The sequence below is a fragment of the Psychrobacter sp. CoH-33_TS_01 genome, assembly GCF_058189395.1.
In genome coordinates, this window is the sequence record NZ_JBVGQI010000002.1 from 509,848 (window position 1) to 529,756 (window position 19,909).

14 protein-coding genes are annotated in these 19,909 nt (G+C 45.8%); 7 read left to right on the forward strand and 7 right to left on the reverse strand.

Features of this window, described 5'->3' with window-relative positions:
* Positions 1-132: 132 nt before the first annotated feature.
* Positions 133-618: an FKBP-type peptidyl-prolyl cis-trans isomerase gene (locus ACZ2XM_RS05225; RefSeq protein ID WP_490587314.1), complete on the reverse strand. Its 486-nt coding sequence runs from the start codon at positions 616-618 to the stop codon at positions 133-135.
* A gap of 593 nt (positions 619-1,211) precedes the next feature.
* On the opposite strand from ACZ2XM_RS05225, the gene ACZ2XM_RS05230 reads away from it, so the two are divergent.
* A complete protein-coding gene (locus ACZ2XM_RS05230) occupies positions 1,212-3,248 on the forward strand; it encodes a M61 family metallopeptidase (RefSeq protein ID WP_490587315.1) in 2,037 nt (678 codons plus the stop codon).
* 163 nt (positions 3,249-3,411) lie between these two features.
* Here ACZ2XM_RS05230 and ACZ2XM_RS05235 read toward each other — a convergent pair whose 3' ends face one another.
* Together ACZ2XM_RS05235 and ACZ2XM_RS05240 are read right to left on the reverse strand one after the other, a co-directional pair.
* On the reverse strand, positions 3,412-4,305 hold the full coding sequence (locus ACZ2XM_RS05235; protein ID WP_490587316.1) for a DUF305 domain-containing protein: 894 nt from the start codon (positions 4,303-4,305) through the stop codon (positions 3,412-3,414).
* Positions 4,306-4,561: 256 nt separating this feature from the next.
* Positions 4,562-5,167, reverse strand: coding sequence for a pseudouridine synthase (locus ACZ2XM_RS05240; RefSeq protein WP_490587317.1), 606 nt, complete (start codon positions 5,165-5,167; stop codon positions 4,562-4,564).
* Positions 5,168-5,643: 476 nt separating this feature from the next.
* Here ACZ2XM_RS05240 and icd point away from each other — a divergent pair, with 476 nt between their 5' ends.
* Positions 5,644-6,903: an NADP-dependent isocitrate dehydrogenase gene (icd, locus tag ACZ2XM_RS05245; RefSeq protein ID WP_490587318.1), complete on the forward strand. Its 1,260-nt coding sequence runs from the start codon at positions 5,644-5,646 to the stop codon at positions 6,901-6,903.
* 315 nt (positions 6,904-7,218) lie between these two features.
* On the opposite strand, the gene ACZ2XM_RS05250 is transcribed toward icd, so the two are convergent.
* The gene (locus ACZ2XM_RS05250) at positions 7,219-9,438 is read right to left on the reverse strand and encodes an NADP-dependent isocitrate dehydrogenase (RefSeq protein ID WP_490587319.1); all 2,220 of its coding nucleotides are present in this window, start codon (positions 9,436-9,438) and stop codon (positions 7,219-7,221) included.
* 663 nt (positions 9,439-10,101) lie between these two features.
* Positions 10,102-10,914 (reverse strand): hypothetical protein, encoded by an 813-nt coding sequence (locus tag ACZ2XM_RS05255; protein WP_490587320.1) that lies wholly within the window; start codon positions 10,912-10,914, stop codon positions 10,102-10,104.
* Between the two features lie 149 nt (positions 10,915-11,063).
* Between ACZ2XM_RS05255 and ACZ2XM_RS05260 the strand changes: the two genes are divergently transcribed.
* The 4 genes from ACZ2XM_RS05260 to ACZ2XM_RS05275 all read left to right on the forward strand — a co-directional run bounded on the left by ACZ2XM_RS05260 (position 11,064) and on the right by ACZ2XM_RS05275 (position 15,401).
* Positions 11,064-12,347 carry a GNAT family N-acetyltransferase gene (locus ACZ2XM_RS05260; protein ID WP_490587321.1) on the forward strand — a complete coding sequence of 428 codons (1,284 nt, stop codon included), beginning with the start codon at positions 11,064-11,066 and terminating at the stop codon, positions 12,345-12,347.
* Positions 12,348-12,402: 55 nt separating this feature from the next.
* Entirely contained in the window at positions 12,403-12,951 is a 549-nt protein-coding gene (locus ACZ2XM_RS05265) for a chorismate--pyruvate lyase family protein (protein WP_490587322.1), read from the forward strand.
* Between the two features lie 483 nt (positions 12,952-13,434).
* A complete protein-coding gene (gene glyA, locus ACZ2XM_RS05270; protein ID WP_490587323.1) occupies positions 13,435-14,691 on the forward strand; it encodes a serine hydroxymethyltransferase in 1,257 nt (418 codons plus the stop codon).
* Positions 14,692-14,903: 212 nt separating this feature from the next.
* Entirely contained in the window at positions 14,904-15,401 is a 498-nt protein-coding gene (locus ACZ2XM_RS05275; RefSeq protein WP_490587324.1) for a hypothetical protein, read from the forward strand.
* A gap of 209 nt (positions 15,402-15,610) precedes the next feature.
* On the opposite strand, the gene ACZ2XM_RS05280 is transcribed toward ACZ2XM_RS05275, so the two are convergent.
* Together ACZ2XM_RS05280 and ACZ2XM_RS05285 are read right to left on the reverse strand one after the other, a co-directional pair.
* Positions 15,611-17,215 (reverse strand): M10 family metallopeptidase C-terminal domain-containing protein, encoded by a 1,605-nt coding sequence (locus ACZ2XM_RS05280; protein WP_490587325.1) that lies wholly within the window; start codon positions 17,213-17,215, stop codon positions 15,611-15,613.
* A 536-nt stretch (positions 17,216-17,751) separates the two neighbouring features.
* Positions 17,752-19,053, reverse strand: coding sequence for a glutamate-5-semialdehyde dehydrogenase (locus tag ACZ2XM_RS05285; protein ID WP_490587326.1), 1,302 nt, complete (start codon positions 19,051-19,053; stop codon positions 17,752-17,754).
* Between the two features lie 427 nt (positions 19,054-19,480).
* On the opposite strand from ACZ2XM_RS05285, the gene ACZ2XM_RS05290 reads away from it, so the two are divergent.
* Positions 19,481-19,819, forward strand: coding sequence for a hypothetical protein (locus tag ACZ2XM_RS05290; RefSeq protein WP_490587327.1), 339 nt, complete (start codon positions 19,481-19,483; stop codon positions 19,817-19,819).
* The last annotated feature ends 90 nt before the right edge of the window (positions 19,820-19,909 follow it).

Genomic DNA, 19,909 nt, shown 5'->3' on the forward strand with positions numbered 1-19,909 from the left:
AACACCGATATTAGTTGCATGACCTATTAAACTTAAAAGCATAAAAAAGCCAGCATCGTGAGATGCTGGCTTTTTATTATTACGGCTTTAAAGCCAGTCCTATTTAACTAGTACTGCTTTAACAAGTCGTGATTAGTGCTGAACACCACCGGCGCCGTGGACATGGCCATGGCTCAATTCTTCAGCAGTAGCTTCGCGAACTTCAGTGATTTCAACGTCAAAAGTCAAAGTTTTGCCCGCTAATGGGTGGTTGGCATCAACAGTAACGATTTCGTCGTTCACGTCTTTTACAGTCACTAGCATCACTTGGTCGCCAGACTGTGACTGGAACTGCATACCCGGTTGGATATCTTCAACGCCTTGGAAGTTATCACGTGGAATCTCTTGAACCGCTTGGTCATGGTACTCGCCATAGCCGTCAGCAGGAGCAACAACAGCGGTCAATTTATCGCCAGCAGATTTGCCTTCAAGCTGTGACTCTAGACCTGGGATGATGTTGGCGTGGCCATGTAGATAAGCTAGTGGCTGACCTTCTGGTGATTGGTCAATCACGGTGCCTTCTTCATCAGTTAGCGTGTAGTTGAATAGTACAGCAGAGTCTTTTGTAATCGTAGTCATAAAGTATCCTAAATTTGAATTCAAATAGTAAAATGAAAAGATAAATAAACCGAAAATAGGGGTGCACTTACCCGGCACACGGGACAAATAGAAAAGGTACGATAGCCTTTTATTCGGCGATTAATACCGCTCTATGGCGAATTAACCGTCTATTTTGCCAGTTTATATGATTAACTTTAGCAGTTACTCCCATTAATAGCGATGATAGGGCTAAGTTTCAAGGCAAAATAATAAAAAGATGGTACAAATTTTCAAACTTGTGTTACTTAAACGTTAATTTGGCCACTTATTTTGCCAAATTCAGTAAAACTGCACTTTTTTAGCCTGATAAACGAGTCGCTTGTCTTTACCTATAGAGAGGTCGGGGCTAGATAACGATAGATATTACACTAGGAAATACAGCGATTGAAACGATAAGCTACAGCTGTCCGTATGGTATCGGCCACTTGCTTTTACCGAACCAGTTACTTGGCTATAGTTGACGATAAATTGTGGATACTCTAGGCTAAGGTCACTGCTTTCCACCGTTTTCTGACTCTGGCTAGTTACGCTAGACCCATGATTTTATTCTAAACCTATAATAAGACGCTATTATGACTGACCTTACTGCTTCTGCCTTATCTGCTGCCGCCCCTTCCCAAGTATTGAGCGACCCTTTAGCAACCGTACACTATCATCTCGACTTTGAGCGCTATGCGCAGCATCTGGTGACGGTACAACTTAGTTTTATCGCCAATGATGATCAGCCGATACTATGGCTACCTTCGTGGATTCCGGGCAGTTATCTTATGCGCGAGTTTGCCCGGCATATTACCGCAGTGCAATACAGCGTAGCGGACGAGGATACTGATGACTATAATGATGACGCAGCTACTGAGATTGGTACTGAGGCATGGCTCGATACAGGGTTAAATGACGATTTAGATAGTGACATTACGGCAGACGACCAGCTAGCTGGTGCCGATTTTGAGGAAGACCTGGCGCTACACCGGGCACAAAAGATTAGCAAAAGCGAATGGCAATTGACTGAGGTTAACGCCGGTGATGAGGTCTACGTCACCTACGAGGTTTATTGTTTTGATTTATCAGTACGTACGGCTTATATCGATCAGCAGCGTATTTACGGCAACTTTACCTCGCTAGCTTTGACTATTGAAGGCCAAAGTGAGCAGCCGATTGAGGTGACTTTAAGTGTACCTATAGTGTTTTATCAAGATAAAACGGAGCAAGTGAAGCTGGCTTGCGGGCTAAAAGCGACCCATCTGCACACGGAAGAGGCGCATTATTATCAGTTACAGACTGACAGCTACGCGGCGCTTATCGATTATCCTTTTGAGTTGGCTGAGCAGGTTGAGGGCTCCTTTATTATCCACAATCAAGCAAAAGAGCCTTTAGTCCATCGCTTATTTATCTCGGGCAAGCACCAGACCGATGTCGCTCGCTTGCAGCAAGACTTGGCGTCTATTTGTCAGACCTATGTCTCGTGGTTGGGCGATACACCCTTTAGTGACTATACCTTTATGACCTATGCCAGTGGCAATGATTATGGCGGGCTTGAACATATTAACTCGACCAGTTTGATTGCCCCACGGCGCGACTTGCCCAGTAGCCATGAGCCAGAAGAGCCCATGTCGGCCTATCAACGCTATCTCGGCCTGTGCAGCCATGAGTACTTCCATTCGTGGTGGGTCAAAACAGTACGTCCCGATGTCATGATGGAGGTGGATCTACGCCAAGAGGCTTATACCCCGCTATTGTGGGTGTTTGAGGGCTTTACCTCTTATATCGATGATTTTATGCTGCAAGCGTCCGGCATTATTAGCCCCAAAAGTTATTTAGTCCTGTTAACCGAACAAGTGAACCGCTATTTGCAAACCCATGGTCGTCACTTGCAAAGCGTAGCAGAGTCGAGCTTTGATGCTTGGATTAAGCTGTACCGCGCTGATGAGAATACGGGCAATGCTGGGATTAGTTATTATAATAAAGGCGCGCTTGTGGCACTGTGTTTAGACTTATTATTACTAAAACATAGCGAGGGTAAATATCGGTTATTCGATATCGTAAAAGCCTTCTATGCGCAGGCGAAAGCGCAAGGTAAGCGCCGGATTGGTATGACTTCACAAAACTTAGGTGAGGTTATCGGCGGCTTTATCGATGCAGAGATTTGGACAGACTTTAAGGCGCGTTATGTCGATGGCGTAGAAGAGTTGCCGTTTGTAGAGTTGCTAGCAGCAAATGGTACTAAAGTGAATGAGGTCAAACATAATAATACCTTACCATGGGGTATACGGGTGGAAGAGACCTCAGCGGGCTTACAGGTGTCCAAAGTGCTGCGGGATAGCGTAGCGGCTAGTGCCGGCCTCTCGGCTAAGGATATTATTGTGGCAATAGACGGCATTAAGGCCGATAAAGCGCAGTTAAAACATATCGCTGAGACCGCTACAGCAACCGTAAGCTGTCATGCGTTTCGCCGAGATGAGCTGCTCACGCTGCAGGTTCCTAGCAAATTGACTGCCCAGAATGAGTGGGGACAAACGCAAGAGTGTGTCGCCAATCCTAGCTTGGATAAAGTGCAATTAGCTTTGCAAGAATCGGGTTGGGAGACTTGGTTAAACGCACCCTATGCGTAACTCTTAGTCCTATTATTGCCCCTATTTACTGGCCACAAAAAAAGCGCCGTTAAGACTGTCTTAGCGGAGCTTTTTTAGCGCACTTGTTGCCTTAGTTATCAGTCTATATCTATTCGTTTTAATCCGAGTTTAATGCTGGCTAAAGTTTTGAATCTGAGTTTTCTTATTCTACTGGCTCTGCCTTTAGCGTAGCATTGTCAGTAGTATCAGGGCTATTCAACCCACCCTCCACAGATGCCGTCTCGTCTGCTAAGCCATTTATTGCCGGCTCAGCCGCGTCCTTTAAAGGCACTAAGCGCGGTTTCGCATTGATACCTTGGGTCAGTAACCAAGCTTCTAACGCTTTAATTTCAGGAACTTGCTCTTCGATAATCTGCGCCGCCAGTTGCCGCATTTCCGCATCATTACCATACTTAAGCTGGATATTAGCAATAGCTTCGGCACCGCGATGATGCGCGAGCATAGTTTGGGCAAAGATTAAGTCGGGCGTAGGCGAGGCAATAGCGGTCCGTATCCGCTCATTCATGGCTGCAATAGCATAATGATAAGACTCACGAATCTGGATAGTACTGGGGTCAGGGCTACGCGTGTCAGGGTGCGATGCCATCCATTTACGCAGCGCATCGATTTCGTCTTGTTCGGTACTAAGAATGGTATCAGCAAGTTGGCGCAGACTAGGATCACTACCATAACGTTGCTGCAGTCGAGTCAAATCTACGGCGCCGCGATGATGGCCTAGCATGACCCGCGCAAAGGCGACATCGACATTATTGATAGAGAGCATCAACTGCATCTCATCGTCCATCTTTTCCATAGCCTTGCCATAGTCTGCTTGCAGCCCGAGCAACACCTGGGTGTCAGCGTCTACTATGGTGGTACCGGACGCTACAGGCTGCTCTGGGTTTGGTTGTTCATCATCTATTGCACTCGTCGGGGGCGGCGCCGGTTCCGTCGTCGTCGTGGACGGCTGCTGCTCAGCATTAGGCTGACAAGCAGTCAACGTGGTGAGGCAAATACCGGCACAAAAAAGAGGGAGCAAATAACGAAAAGGCTGCATGATAATTCCTACAACAGAGCGTGAACAAAGCGAGCAAAACGAGCTAAAAAGGCATCACTAAGGGGATGTTCGCTTTATGATACGTGATAGCACCTGTATAAACCAGTACAGGACAGTGGCTAGCTTGTTAAAAATGCAGAATTTTTGTTTATATGATTTTATTAAGTAAATTTAAACTTTAAATTAACCTGTATATAGGTAGATGTTTATAGCAGCTAATAATAATTAAAAGCTCCTAATGAACGATTTGCAGCCGTTATTTAATACCGAGCTGTTGTAAGCGCTCATTATTCAAATGGACGCGGACAAATTTACCCACCTCGATATTACCCAATTCAAAACTAGCGACCGACCAACGAATCAGGCGCAAACACGGCAAGCCCACATGGGCCGTCATACGTCGCACTTGACGGTTTTTACCCTCATATATAGTGAGCATTAGCCAAGCGGTGGGCACACTTTTACGCTCCCGAATCGGTGGGATGCGTGGCCAAATAGCTAAGGGCAATTCGCTCACTTCTAAGTGCTGTACCAAAGCCGGCAAGGTCATGCCATCTTTTAACAATACGCCTTGGGTCAGCTGAGCCAATTGCTCAGGGGTAGGGGTGCCCTCTACCTGCACTAAGTAGGTTTTACCTTGTTTGCGATCCTTTAGGTGTTTGGGCGGTTGCGTAATGGCGCGATTGACCCGACCATCGCTGGTGAGCAGTAGTAGGCCTTCAGAAGTGGCATCGAGTCTACCGACCACTCGCAACGACTTATCCGTAAAAAAGTCTGCTAAGGTGCCAAAGTCATTATTATCATCATTGCGAAATTGACTCAGCACGCCGTAAGGCTTATTGAATAAGATGACATCAGGCATAGGGACGGTATTCCAAAATAGAGAAAAGTGAGGGTATAAGACGGGTGATAAGTAGCATTCTATGAGGGCTGTTAGCAGGGCTTAACATAGGACAGCTCTATTATTAACAGAGATTTTAAGCTCAAGTTACCTAGCTGTCGGCGTAGTCTATCATGCTATAAAAGCGATTTATATTAATACTAAAGCCCCGTTTGTTGCTATAGGACGTCCTTAAAGGAGTGAGTTTGCTCACTCATTCAGCTATAGTCAGCAAGCCTTATTCAAACAGCCTTATAATAATGAAACTATAACCTTACTAATAATAAGGCTATTTATTATAGTGCTACTATATTGACTAATGTAGCTAACGAATACTAGCGCCTAAGACCTGAGGGAAGCTACTTTCCATTAATAGGTGGTCTTTTATTGAAAACCCATCTGCTAGCAAAAAATTACCTACTAATAAAAAGCTACCTGCCATTAAGGAGTGCACCCATATGCCCTATAACCAAGTCATAGTCCCTACGTACGGCGAAAAAATAACGGTTAATGCTGACCTATCGCTTAATGTGCCCAATCACCCAATCATTCCTTTTATCGAAGGCGATGGGATTGGCGTAGATATCACTCCAGTTATGATAAAAGTGGTCGATGCCGCTATCTCAAAGGCTTATCACGGTAAAAAATCTATCGTTTGGATGGAGACTTATTGCGGGGAGAAGGCCGCGAAAATCTACGACGGCCCTTATATGCCTGCAGAGACGCTAGAAATTTTGCGTGACTATATCATCAGTATTAAAGGGCCTTTGACCACACCCGTAGGCGGGGGTATGCGTTCGCTAAACGTAGCGCTGCGGCAAGAGCTGGACTTGTATGTGTGTCAACGTCCGGTGCGTTGGTTTGCAGGCGTGCCCAGTCCTGTGCAGCATCCTGAGCTCACCGATATGGTGATTTTCCGCGAAAATTCTGAAGATATCTATGCGGGTATTGAGTGGCAGGCCGGTAGTGATGAGGCTCAAAAAGTCATCAAGTTTTTGCGTGAAGAAATGGGCGTAACCAAGATTCGTTTTACTGATGACTGCGGTATTGGCATTAAACCCGTCTCTAAAGAAGGCACGCAGCGGTTAGTACGCAGAGCGATACAACATGCCATCGATAATGATTTGCCCAATGTGACCTTAGTTCACAAAGGCAATATTATGAAGTATACCGAAGGCGCGTTTAAAGAGTGGGGTTATGAGTTAGCCGCAGAAAATTTTGGTGCTAAGCTACTCGATGGCGGCCCTTGGATGACTATAAATAATCCTAAAACGGGTAATGAGTTGGTCATCAAAGGTGTCATCGCCGATGCTTTTTTACAGCAAATTTTAATGCGTCCATCTGAGTATTCGGTAATCGCAACGCTAAACCTCAATGGCGACTATATTTCAGACGCGCTCGCAGCACAGGTGGGTGGTATCGGTATCGCACCTGGCGCCAACAAAGGGGATGCTATTGCGGTCTATGAGGCGACTCATGGGACGGCGCCCAAATATGCCGGTCAAAATAAAGTCAATCCAGGCTCGCTGATTTTATCAGCTGAAATGATGCTGCGGGATATGGGTTGGACGGCGGCGGCTGACCTAATTATTAAAGGGATCCAGGGGGCTATTGCTAATAGAACCGTGACTTATGATTTTGAGCGGCTGATGGCGGATGCTACGCTTTTGAGTACTTCAGAGTTTGGGGAGGCGGTTATTGAGCATATGGGGGGGTGAGTCTTCTTTTTAGGTTGGTAGTTTGGCTCAGCTGTTGAGGTAGATGCCCAAAAAATCCCCCTAAATCCCCCTTTGTAAAAGGGGGACTTCCAAATCTTCCTCTTAAGAAGCAGTGTTTCTCACCTTCATGAAAGGAGGACTGTGAAATCCCCCTCTTGCGAAGCAGTGCTTCTCACCATTAAAAAAGAGGGACTTAAATGCTTATAATCATCCATAAAAAAACACCCCAAAGGCTAAAACCCTTGGGGTGTTTTCATTACTGCTAGTTAAGCGCCGGTTAACATAAACCGCCTTAACGTTAGCGAGCTAAGCCTATTATAAAGAGGCTAAAGCGTCATTGAACAATTTGCTTGGACGCATAACTTGTGAGGCCAATTCTTGGTCCGCATAGTAGTAGCCTTTGATGTCGACCGCTTTGCCTTGAGCTTCGTTCAGCTCTTTAACAATAGCGTCTTCATTGCTAGCTAGCTTTTCAGCTAATGGCGCAAATTTCGCTTTTAATTCTGCGTCTTCATCTTGAGACGCTAATTCTTGAGCCCAGTACATAGCCAGATAGAAATGGCTACCACGGTTGTCTAATTCACCGGTTTTACGCGATGGTGATTTGTCATTCAACAGCAGCTTTTCAGTAGCAGTATCTAGCGTATCCGCCAAGATTTTCGCTTTAGCATTTTTGTCATTCTCAGCTAAATGCTCTAGTGATACGGCTAGCGCTAAGAACTCGCCTAGAGAATCCCAACGCAAGTGGTTTTCTTCAGTCAGCTGCTCAACGTGCTTCGGTGCAGAACCACCAGCGCCAGTCTCAAACAAACCGCCGCCCTTCATTAATGGTACGACTGACAGCATCTTCGCACTGGTACCTAGCTCTAGGATAGGGAACAAGTCAGTGAGATAGTCACGGAGGATGTTACCGGTAGCAGAGATGGTATCAAGGCCACGAGCCACACGCTCTAGGGTATAACGCATCGCACGTACCTGAGACATAATCTCAATGTGCAAGCCCTCTGTGTCATGATCTTTAAGGTACATTTTAACCTTTTTGATCAGCTCGTTTTCATGTGGACGGTACGGGTCTAACCAGAAAATAACAGGGGTATCTGATTCACGGGCACGGCGTACGGCCAATTTAACCCAGTCTTGAATAGGCTCGTCTTTAACCTGACACATGCGCCAGATATCGCCCTTTTCAACGCGTTGCTCAAGCAGTACTTCACCGCTGTCCACATCAACAATACGCGCTACACCGGTATCGCTAGACTCAAAAGTCTTATCGTGTGAGCCATATTCTTCCGCTTTTTGCGCCATTAAGCCAACGTTAGGGACGGTACCCATAGTGGTTGGGTCAAAGTTACCATGCCATTTGCAGAAGTTGATCATTTCTTGATAAATACGGGCGAAGGTAGACTCAGGCATAACCGCTTTACAATCATACAGTTTACCATCAGCGCCCCACATTTTACCGCCATTACGAATCATAGCTGGCATAGAAGCATCAACAATCACGTCGCTTGGTGAATGGAAGTTGGTAATCCCTTTAGAAGAATCTACCATGGCCAGACGCGGACGATGCTCTTGGCAAGCATGCAAGTCTTGCTCAATTTCTTCACGTTGTGAAGCTGGTAAAGTAGCGATTTTGTCGTAGAGATCCGCCATACCGTTATTCACGTTAATACCTAGTTCTTCAAAGGTTTTACCGTGTTTCTCAAAGGCGTCTTTATAGTAAATTCTGACCGCATGACCGAAGACGATAGGGTGAGACACCTTCATCATAGTGGCTTTTACGTGTAGTGAGAATAGGATACCGGCTTCGCGGCAATCTTCCATTTCACGCTCGTAGAACTCAAGCAAGCATTTCTTTCTCATATACATCAGGTCGATGACTTCTTTGTCTAGTAAAGCGATTTCTGGCTTTAAGACTTTGATAGTACCGTCCTCTAACAACAGCTCCATACGTACAGTACGAGCTTTGTCTAGCGTCATGGATTGCTCGCCATCGTAGAAGTCACCGCTGTGCATGTGTGAGACGTGCGTTTGTGACCACTGCTTCCACTCACCCATAGAATGCGGGTGTTTGCGGGCGTAGTTTTTCACGGCTTTTGGCGCACGGCGGTCTGAGTTACCTTCACGCAATACTGGGTTTACCGAGCTGCCTAAGCTTTTGCCATAACGCTTACGAATTTCTTTTTCTTCTTCTGTTTGTGGGTCTTCTGGGAAGTTAGGAATAGCAAAGCCTTTGCCTTGCAACTCTTTGATAGCCGCTTTTAACTGCTGTACAGAAGCACTAATATTCGGCAATTTGATGATGTTGGTGTTAGGATCCTGCGTCAGTTTACCCAGCTCAGCTAAGTTGTCCGGTACGCGCTGCTCTTCCGTTAAGTAATCTGGGAATTCAGCTAAGATACGGGCAGCAACTGAGATATCAGTCGTTTCAACAGAAACCCCAGCCGACTTAGTAAAGGCTTGGACAATAGGTAATAGGGATAGGGTGGCTAGCGCAGGCGCTTCATCGGTTTTTGTATAAATAATTTTTGACATTATAGTAATAAGTTCCTTTAGGCTGGAGTGAATAAAAAGGCTTGAATATAATTTTTGGCATAGGTGCTTGCTGCTATACGTGAAGAATACTAGGCAGCAGGGCACTATGGGATTAGCTTAAGTGCATCATAGATAGTCTCTTACAGATTTTGAGACCGGTTAAAACTTTACTTTGGCTAGCTTAGAATGACTTTGGATAACTTTGATTGACATGACATAAAAACGGCTGTCTAAACAGGGCGTTGCTACAACCCGCCTGCCTGATGCTCTATTATAGTGAATCCACTATAGTTACGCTACGATGTCAATCACGGATAATGAACTTAGTGTACTGTTTTCGCTCATATCGTATGTATCATAATTATATTAAGCTAGTAACAACGTTATTCTACCAGTCATTGGCACTGATATCATCTTTTCCAGACAAGTAGTGCGTTTTCATTCGCTTATATAAGCACTCGAATCAGCAGTCCAAATCAGTATAAAACTGCGCCTGTTATCTGGCTATAGGTGATTTTATAGTCTGATGTTGCGAGAAAGCTACCGACGCAAGACTAGCTAGCAAAGCTCTAATTGAATAATTAGGGCTTTTTTTATGCGGGCAATGCTTATGGCGGCCATCTATAAATTAGTGACCTCAAAAATAATCTTCCTAATAAAAGGTTAAGAGCAGCCTTCTACCAATAAGATAGCCTCAGGCACCCCAATCTCGATGCTAGCAACTTGACCTTGCAATTGGTTTTGTAATGCAGGCGTCCATGCTTGCGGCGTCACCTCATTCTGGCTTAACTTCTGACCACCTGCCATCTTATATTTAATCTGTAACGGCGGCTGTCCGACTTCTATTGACTGCGGCTCGACTGGAGCGATGAGTTGGTAATGGTCGCCTGTAGCCTCATATTTATCCAACTCATAAGTCAGTGTGGCCTTATGGGCTTCCCAAACCTTAGCAGCAGGGTCACCCACTTTAATAGTGTTATAAAACGCAACGTTCGCGTCATTGATACGGATCAGCGCCATTTTATTATCGATAATCTGATACAACACCTCCGGCATTTTATCGTCCGATTGTGGCGTATTGGGGGCGTCGATTGGTCTGGTGAAATAACAGCTGGCATTATCAAGCTGTAAATCGGGTGGCTGTAGCTGCTGCTCAGTTAGGTATTCGGGCGTTATGGTAGTACCAAACTTTACCCCTTGGTAACCTTGCGGACTAACGACATCGGCTGGATAAGGGGCGGGCATCGCGTTAGAGGATTGTAGCGAAGGGTCGGGATGAGAGGCCTCTGCTGTGGTCGGTGATGAGGTAGTTGCTGGGGCAACATTAGTAACATCAGTAGATGGGGTGGCTGACTCGCTATCTGCAGCCTCGCTCGGAGGAGTATTACAACCCGATAAGGCGCAACTACTGACCAATAACAATAGCGGTAATAGCGCTGTTTTAGGCATTAAACTCATATTATGGATTAGGGTCATTCGTGTATCCTTACACAGTAAAAGCTGAATTATACGCTGACCGACTAGCGCTAGAATTAGGCTAGTCATATTTGCAAATTGTGACAGCAAAATATGTAAGGTTTGGTAGGCTAAACGTATTCTAATTAAAAATATTTTATGCTGTGCTTATGACTTACTCGTACGCTTTGACGCAAGATACGGACTGGCAGAGCCAAACGGCTTGGCAAGTCCCCGATACGCCCTTTATGTCTTTTGCCTTTTGGCAGGCGCTGAGCGACACCGAAGCTATTGGCGGTGACTCTGGCTGGCTGCCTATTTTTATTACGGTTTATCAGAATAATAGCAGTGCTGACGAGACTAGATTGGTCGCTGTAATGCCTTTGTTTGTTAAGGGCCATCACCGCGGTGAGTTTGTCTTTGACCATGCTTGGGCAGAGGCCTTTGCTAGGTACGGGGTAGACTATTATCCGCGACTGGTGACCAGTATTCCTTATACGCCTATTACCGGCCAGCGCTTATGGTTGGCCGAGGGTATTGAGCTCAGTGCTGACATTTTGATTGCGGCGCTAGCGGGCGTGGATGATATCGCTGCTCAGGTCAAAGCCTCGAGCTGGCATGGCTTGTTTGTGAGCGAAGAGATGGCAGAAATAGCCACTAGTCCCGCTATGATGCGTGATATAGAACCGGTATTACTGGCTGCCGCTACGGATATGAATGAGTCCATCATTGAGCAGCAACTGTTTGAGCGGCAAGGCTGTCAGTTCCTTTGGCAAAATCAAAACTTAATGAATGAGGGTAAACCGTTTGCAAGTTTTGATGAGTTTTTGCAAACGTTGACGGCGAAAAAACGCCGCACCATCCGCAGCGAGCGTAAAAAAGTCGCTAAGCAAGAGCTGGAGTGTCGGCTCAAGACCGGCGATGAGATTACGGAAGCAGACTGGGCGGCGTTTTACCATTGCTACGTGATGACCTATGCAGTGCGTGGTCAGCACCCTTATTTAACCGCAGACTTTTTCACCCAATTGGGCGCGAGCTTGCCCGAGCATTTGATGTTAGCGCAGGCGTTGGACAAGCGTGGTGAGATTATCGCCAGCAGTTTATTTTTATGCGACACGTTAGGCAGTGAAAATTCTACTTTATATGGCCGCTATTGGGGCGCTCTCGGCGAGTACGATAGCCTGCATTTTGAGCTGTGTTATTACCAAGGGATTGAGTTTGCGATCGCTCAAGGGTTAGACTACTTTGACCCTGGTACTCAAGGTGAGCATAAGCTGATTCGGGGCTTTGTGCCTACCGCCACGCATTCTCTACATCGCATTTATGATGCGCGGTTTGTGCCTGCCATTGGTCATTTCTGCGAGCAAGACCGTGAGCATATGCGCCAGTACCGTGAGCAGGCCCACGCAGCGTTGCCTTTTAATGAGGACAATATGCCCGCTTTTAAGGGGTAGGAAAATACTACCCTCCTTTATAAAAACTGATAAACCATAAGACGCAGCCAGTACCATGACCCTGAAATGCCCTAAGAATCTTTTATTAACCCAATCAGCCACAGCTCAGACCCTCACGGCTAGCTTAAGTGGCGATACGACTCCTGCAGGTTTACAGCCTTGGCTGTATTCTGATGGCTCATTAACGGCATTGTTAGAGGCGAGGGCAGGGCAGCCATTACGGGTACAGCGAACCTTTGAAGGCTATCGGCCGTTAACGCTATCGCAAAAACGCCAACTCGGCTATCAAGGGGCCAGTCTCAATCGACCGATGCAAGCTTGGGTACGTGAAGTCCTATTGTTTGGGAATGATAAGGACCCCTGGGTAGCGGCGCAAAGCTTATTTCCCTTACCCAGTTTGCAGGGCGAGGCCAGACGGTTACAGCAATTAAAAGGTACGCCTATTGGCTACGTCTTATTTAAACGCCAACGTACTTTGCCCAATCAGCGCTGGGTGAGTTTGACCGATCAAGGCTGGCAACGGCAGACCCGCTACGATTGGTATGGTCGACCTCTCTTAATTAGTGAAACTTTTTTACCGCGTTTTTCCGTAAATCTTGGCTAGGTGTTGGCTAAGTTCTGGCTAGTTATGCGCCAATCTGTGATGTGAGCTCGGATAATATTTATAGCCAGTCTTGTTCACCTCTATACTTATGCACTTTTATATCTATACTTATGCCCTTTTATAAAAGCTACTGCCAGTATTTCTGACTCAATATCGATGACTCATAAAACTCTCTTTGCGAGTGACTGATATACATTAAAAAGAGTCAGCCTAAGCAAGTTCTTTTTTGCCCTCTACTCAGTAAATTTCATGTTACACTTAGGGCTTAACTGACATTATTTAGGTAGGGTCTAGTACCCACAAAGCGGTTATGGCGTCAGACTTATCGACTGTACCCCAAAGTACAATGGTCGCTCTTCTTCTTTGTAAGTGTATTTTTGTTTAGACGCATCATTGCTGCCCTAAACGCCGACTCTAGATGATGCTTAAGTTACCTCGCAATAATAAATCATCGGACTTTTCTAACGCCAATAGGACTCAACCATGTATAAAGACATCTCTATCCAAGAATTTGATCCCGCCCTATACGAAGCCATGACTGCTGAGAGTAGCCGTCAAGAGTCACATATTGAGCTGATCGCTTCAGAAAACTACTGCTCACAAGCGGTAATGGAAGCCCAAGGATCAGATTTAACGAATAAATACGCAGAAGGCTACCCTGGCAAGCGCTACTACGGCGGTTGTGAGCATGTCGACGTGATTGAGCAATTGGCTATTGACCGTGCCAAAGAGTTGTTCGGTGCTGAATATGCCAACGTCCAGCCACATGCTGGCTCACAAGCGAACTCAGCGGTATTTTTGGCGCTATTAGACGCCAACGACACTATCTTGGGTATGAGCTTAGATGCGGGCGGTCACTTGACGCACGGTGCCCATGTGAACTTCTCTGGCATCAACTATAAAGCTGTTCAGTATGGTCTAAATACTGAAACGGGCGAAATCGATTATGAGCAAGTTGCAAGCTTAGCGCGTGAGCATAAGCCTAAGATGATCATCGCTGGTTTCTCTGCTTATTCACAAGTGGTTGATTGGGCACGTTTCCGCGAAATCGCTGACGAAGTAGGCGCTTATCTGTTCGTCGATATGGCTCACGTAGCCGGTCTAATCGCTGGTGGTGTCTATCCAAGCCCAGTACCTTTCGCTGATGTGGTCACGACGACTACGCATAAAACTTTACGTGGCCCACGTTCTGGTTTGATCTTATCGCGTGATGACAAGTTGGCGAAAAAGCTAAACTCTGCGGTCTTCCCAGGCAACCAAGGTGGCCCATTGATGCATGCCATCGCTGCCAAAGCGGTCTGCTTTAAAGAAGCCCTACAAGATGACTTCAAAACTTACCAGCAGCAAGTCGTGAAAAACGCTAAAGCTATGGCGGAAGTGATTCAAGAGCGCGGTTATGACATCGTCTCTGGCGGTACTGAAAACCACTTGATGCTAATCAGCCTAATCAAGCAAGAAATGACCGGTAAAGAAGCCGACAAATGGCTTGGCGAAGCTTACATCACCGTCAATAAAAACGCTGTGCCTAACGATCCTAAATCACCATTTGTGACTTCTGGTATCCGTATCGGTACGGCTGCTACGACGACTCGTGGTTTTAATGAAGACAACTCTCGTGAACTAGCGGGTTGGATTTGTGACGTATTAGACAGCCGTGGTGATGAAACGGTCATCGCTGAGACTCGTGAAAAAGTCAAAGCTATCTGCAAGAAATTGCCTGTATATGCTAAAAACCAGTAATCTTTTAGTCAGTTCTTAAGCATAAAAAACCGCTTAGCTTAATTGGCTAGGCGGTTTTTTTATGGCTAAGAATAATTTTTATTTTTGACGTAGGGTGGCGTTAGCGTAGCGTAACCCACCAGATTTAGAGTTTTGCTGGGCTAAAGCCACAGCCTACGCGACCTTGCGCAAAATTTTATTTATATTTAATTCTACATTCATAGGAGTACTTATTGTCAAATCATCTAAGTTTATTCGGGTCAGTATTAACGGCTTTATTAATTTCCGGTTGTGCAAGCCAAGCTTTAGAGACGCCTCTAGAGACACCTGCGATTGGGAAAATAGAAGTCCCTGAGCCTGCCGCCATTATTAAACCCGAACCCATAAAGCAACCTTTGCAAATCGCCACTTGGTCACCCACTCCGCAGATGGGTAGGTTTACGGCGATGAATGCAGGCTATTTGCGAGCCTACCAAAACTGTCTGGTTTTAACACGAGATAAAGACAGCTTACCGACGGATGAAAATAGTTTATTGTTGGTATTGGCCGATACGTCCTTCTCTTGGGATGAGGAAAAACAAACGCTAGTATTCGAAGACAAGCCTTATAAGCTCGGCGATGAGCTTTATCTCGGCGGCGGCTCGTTTAGCTATCCTATTGGTATTCTCACGGATCAGGTGGAAATCAATTGGAAAGAGTGTGGTTTAAGTCGAGGGTGGTTGGGCGGTTAGGTAAACCGTCCATATAGGGCCATTCAAATAAGGACATTCAAAGCAACGATTTTGACGTAGCGTAGCGTAACCCGCCAGATTTAGAGATGAGCTATAGATCTATAGTTTTGCTGGGCTACAGCCTCAGCCTACACAATCTTTGTAAGTCCTTAAGTTTATTGGGAGGATGTAGGATTTTATCCACGCTACGCCATTTGCTAGCTATAAGGCTATAAAATAATATCCGAATAATTTAGATAATCGACATGCAATAGGCGAATCGCAAAGTCGGCAGCAGCATCGCTGTCATTATTGCCATATAAGACCCCATCGACGAACTTTACCTGCCCCGCTTGGCTAAAGCTGGCTGAGGCGCTGATTAATTTAAAGGCTTGGTCACCGCTAGCATTCACATTGGCATCTATCGCCGACAGACTGATTTTATCCTCGCCCGATTTAAAGTCCGTAATCACGTCGCTTAGACTTAATTTGGTACTCGAATCGTATTGGGACTCAAAGATAAACACATCTTTGCCCGAGCCCCCGCTCATCGTATCTTGGCCGCGACCACCATAAATAGCATCATCGCCAGCATTGCCATAAAGCGTATCGTTACCCGCTAAACCATAGAGCTGGTTGTCCTCGGCATTGCCCACCAGTTTATTATGCCAAGCGTTACCGATAGCGATGCCGCCCTTATTTAAATACAAACTCTCGACGTATTCTGGCAAACGGAAACTCACCGTACTATAGACGGTATCATTGCCTTGTTTTGAGTATTCAAGCACGCGGTCATCATAGTTATCCACGATATAGACGTCATTACCGCTACCGCCTAACAGGGTGTCTTTGCCCGTACCGCCGCTCAGATAGTCATTGCCAGCACCGCCCCGCAAGGTATCGTAACCCGCCATCCCGTGAATGGTATTGTCATAGTCATTACCCGTGATGGTGTCGCTAAATTCAGAGCCGGTAGCCTTCTCAATCTTGGTGCCATAGCCAATAAACATCTGGCCTGCTGTCAAGATACTTGAGCTCTTATTACCCACATGACTCCACTGGCCCTCGCTCATATTGAGGGTGGTATTGGTCCAAGCTCCCGATAAATCGATACGATCGACGCCCGCGCCATCCCAAATATAGTGGTCAGTGACGTGATAGGTATCATCACCCGCGTGTTGCTGAGTACTCGGCCCATAAATATATTGTAGCGCTGCTAAGTCGAAATCGCCCAGTACCGACTCGCCACCCGTACGGTCGTAAGACATGATGGTATGACTCACATGGTCTTCGCTAGTAGGTAGGGTGGGCCAAGGGTCATTGGCATCAGGCCCTTGATAATGCGGGTGTTTGAGCCCCAAAGTATGCGCGGTCTCGTGCAATACCGTATAAACCCCGAGCGAGCCATCCAGCTTAAGGTCGATGTTATTAAATCGGCTGCTATTAAAGTGTACATCGCCACCGGTTTGACCATAGCCCGTATAGCGGCTGCCCTCAGTACCATATCTATTGCTTAAGTCATCCATAAAAAAGGTCATTTGTGCCTCGTTGAACGCTACAAACTTGACGTTAAGCACTTGCTCAAAATCCTTTAATGCAGATAGGACCACATTTTTTTCTGTGCTGTTAAAGCTGCGGAAGTTTTGTGGTAAGCCATGTTCGATGGCATTGCCGTCTTGATTAGGGCTGGTCGCAAAATTATAGGTAATCGTTTTGAGAGTAGTGCTCGGCAGGTCGATATTCGCCTGGACAGTACGCTCAGCTTCGTGAGTCCACGTGAGTAGCGAGTCTATGAAATAAGGGCGGTTGTCTTGCGCAAAGTACTTATTGTCCATAACATCAGCAGCCATATTGAGAAGTTGAAAAGAGAGGGCCGAATAAAGCGCTGCTAGTGTAGAACAATCGATAATTACAATTGTGAGGGGAGTCTTACTCAGGATATGTCATTGTAATAACTATGTTTATATATTTAATTAAATTTAAATAAATACTTAAATATCGATGACGAGTTCAAGGGGCTGTAAAATTACTGAGGCCGCAAAAGAGGTACGCTACAGTTTGCAATGCTGCTATAGAGAAACAGAAGGGCGAAAAATTTTTATAAAACTATCAGCAGGTAAGCTCAGTTATGAACCATAAGTAAGAGAGCAAAGCTTAAAAAATAAAAATGAATTAGTATGGTTATCATTAATAAGTCGGCTGCTATTTACCACTGATTCTCATATACAGCCATTCGTCGATTATTGCAGATCGATTACAAATTAGTAGGCAATAAAAAACGCCAGCACAAAGCTGACGTTGATTGAAGTAAATGAAGGACTAAGTAAGGTTAAATTTACCCTTATCCTTGATTAAAAAGTAGCCGTGGGGACTAACCGCGCACTTCACCATGGCCGTAAACGATCCATTTTTGTGAGGTAAGGCCATTGAGACCTACGGGACCACGTGCATGGATTTTATCAGTAGAGATACCAATCTCAGCCCCTAAACCATATTCAAAACCATCAGCAAAACGGCTAGAAGCATTAATCATCACGCTAGCGGAATCGACTTCGCGGATAAAGCGCTGCGACTTGGTATAGTTGTCAGTGATAATAACGTCGGTATGGTGGCTACCGTGTTTGTTGATATGGGCAATAGCGGCATCTAGCCCATCAATGACCTTAATAGCGAGGACTGGCGCAAGATATTCGGTATCCCAGTCTGCATCGGTAGCGTCGCTCACATGGCCGGCGAGTTTGGCGTTGTCTTGTAGCAGAGCTTTCGCTGTACCATCCACACGCAATTGCATATTGTCATCGGCGGCAATAATAGCTTCAGCAATCTTAGGCAGCAGTTGCTCCGCGACCGCTGTATCTACCAACAAGGTCTCCATGGTATTACAAGTGCCGTAGCGATGGGTCTTTGCATTCACGCTCACTTTGATAGCGATTTCAGGGTCAGCATCGGCATCGATATAAGTATGGCAGTTGCCATCTAAATGCTTGATGACGGGGACACGGGCATCACGGCTAATGCGTTCAATTAGGCCTTTGCCACCACGCGGTACGATGACATCGACATAGTCGGTCATGGTGATGAGCTCGCCGACAGCCGCACGGTCAGTGGTCTGTAATACTTGCACGCCATGCTCAGGCAGACCGGCTTTTTGTAGGCCTTCTAACACGCACTTAGCAATAGCTTGATTGGACGCAAATGCTTCAGAGCCACCACGTAGGATGATGGCATTGCCTGATTTAAGCGCGAGTGAGGCCGCCTCTAAAGTGACATTGGGACGCGATTCATAAATCATACCGACCACGCCTAGTGGGACGCGCATTTTGCCCAACTGAATACCAGAGGGGCGGAAGGTCATGTCGGAGACTTCACCGATAGGATCGGGTAGCGCAGCGACGTCTTTTAGACCTTGCAGCATGCCGTTAAAGCGGTCTTCATTTAACTCCAAACGATCGAGTAGGGCAGCGTCTAGATTATTCTTTTCGCCATTATCCATATCGATTTTATTAGCCGCTAGAATAGTGTCCTTAGCTGCGAGTAATACCTCATGGATCGCCATTAAGGCGGCATTCTTGGTGCCCGTATTCGCTGCCGCGAGTAGACGTGAAGCCTCGCGAGCTTGTTGGCCAACTTGCTGCATATAAGCGGTAATATCAGTAATGGTCGTGGTCGTCATTAAAGTCTCCTTTGCTATTATGTTGAATGTTTTTTTGCAGTAATGGTTTTGCAGTAATGGTTTTAAAATAAGAAGGTTGCCATTAACATAGAGCAGATGGTGCGGATAGTAAAGGCAAATCCGTGCTGAGTAGCGGTTTCGTAAACAGAAAATAGCCTTTAGCGTATTTTTGTTGGGGTCTATGGTAGTCCAAGTTAAAAGGTATGTGAGAAAGACTAAATTTAAGTTAAAATAAGCCGAGCTTCTTTACAACTATTTGCTGTAGAAGCTCGCTAAAAAGTTAAGTTTTCCTAGCGGTATGGTGGATCAATAGCTTATTTAAAGCGCTTATTCATAATTATCTTTATAGTAAGTTTTTTAGTAAGTGTCCTGTTGCTGCCCGCCTATGGAAAGCTTTTATACTCTTTTTCCTAACAAGGAATACCTGATGACCAAAGTATTAAATATTCGTTCTACGAAGCTTCTTATTCTTCCTACTTTAGCGGTGGCGTTATTGCTAGGGGCTTGTGGCGATAAAAAAGCGGCTACTGCTGAGGCCGATGCGAATGCACAGCCAGATGCGCAGACTCAGGTTGAGCAAAATGCGACGGCCGTGGCCACTGATGATATGGATCACGAAGGCATGGATCATGACCATATCGAAGAAGGCGTAGCAGGAGATAATGTAGCGGTTGCCGAAGCTGCAGACACCGGTGATGTCGCTGTCGCTAGTGGTGATGACGTATTAGATGGTACAGAAACTGAAGAGCACATTTCTACTAATTAAGAGTACTGGTCTACTAATTAACAGTGTTGGTTTATTAAGCCATCCTGCCTAGCGGGAATTAATAAGCTGTTGCCAGTATTTTTTATAATT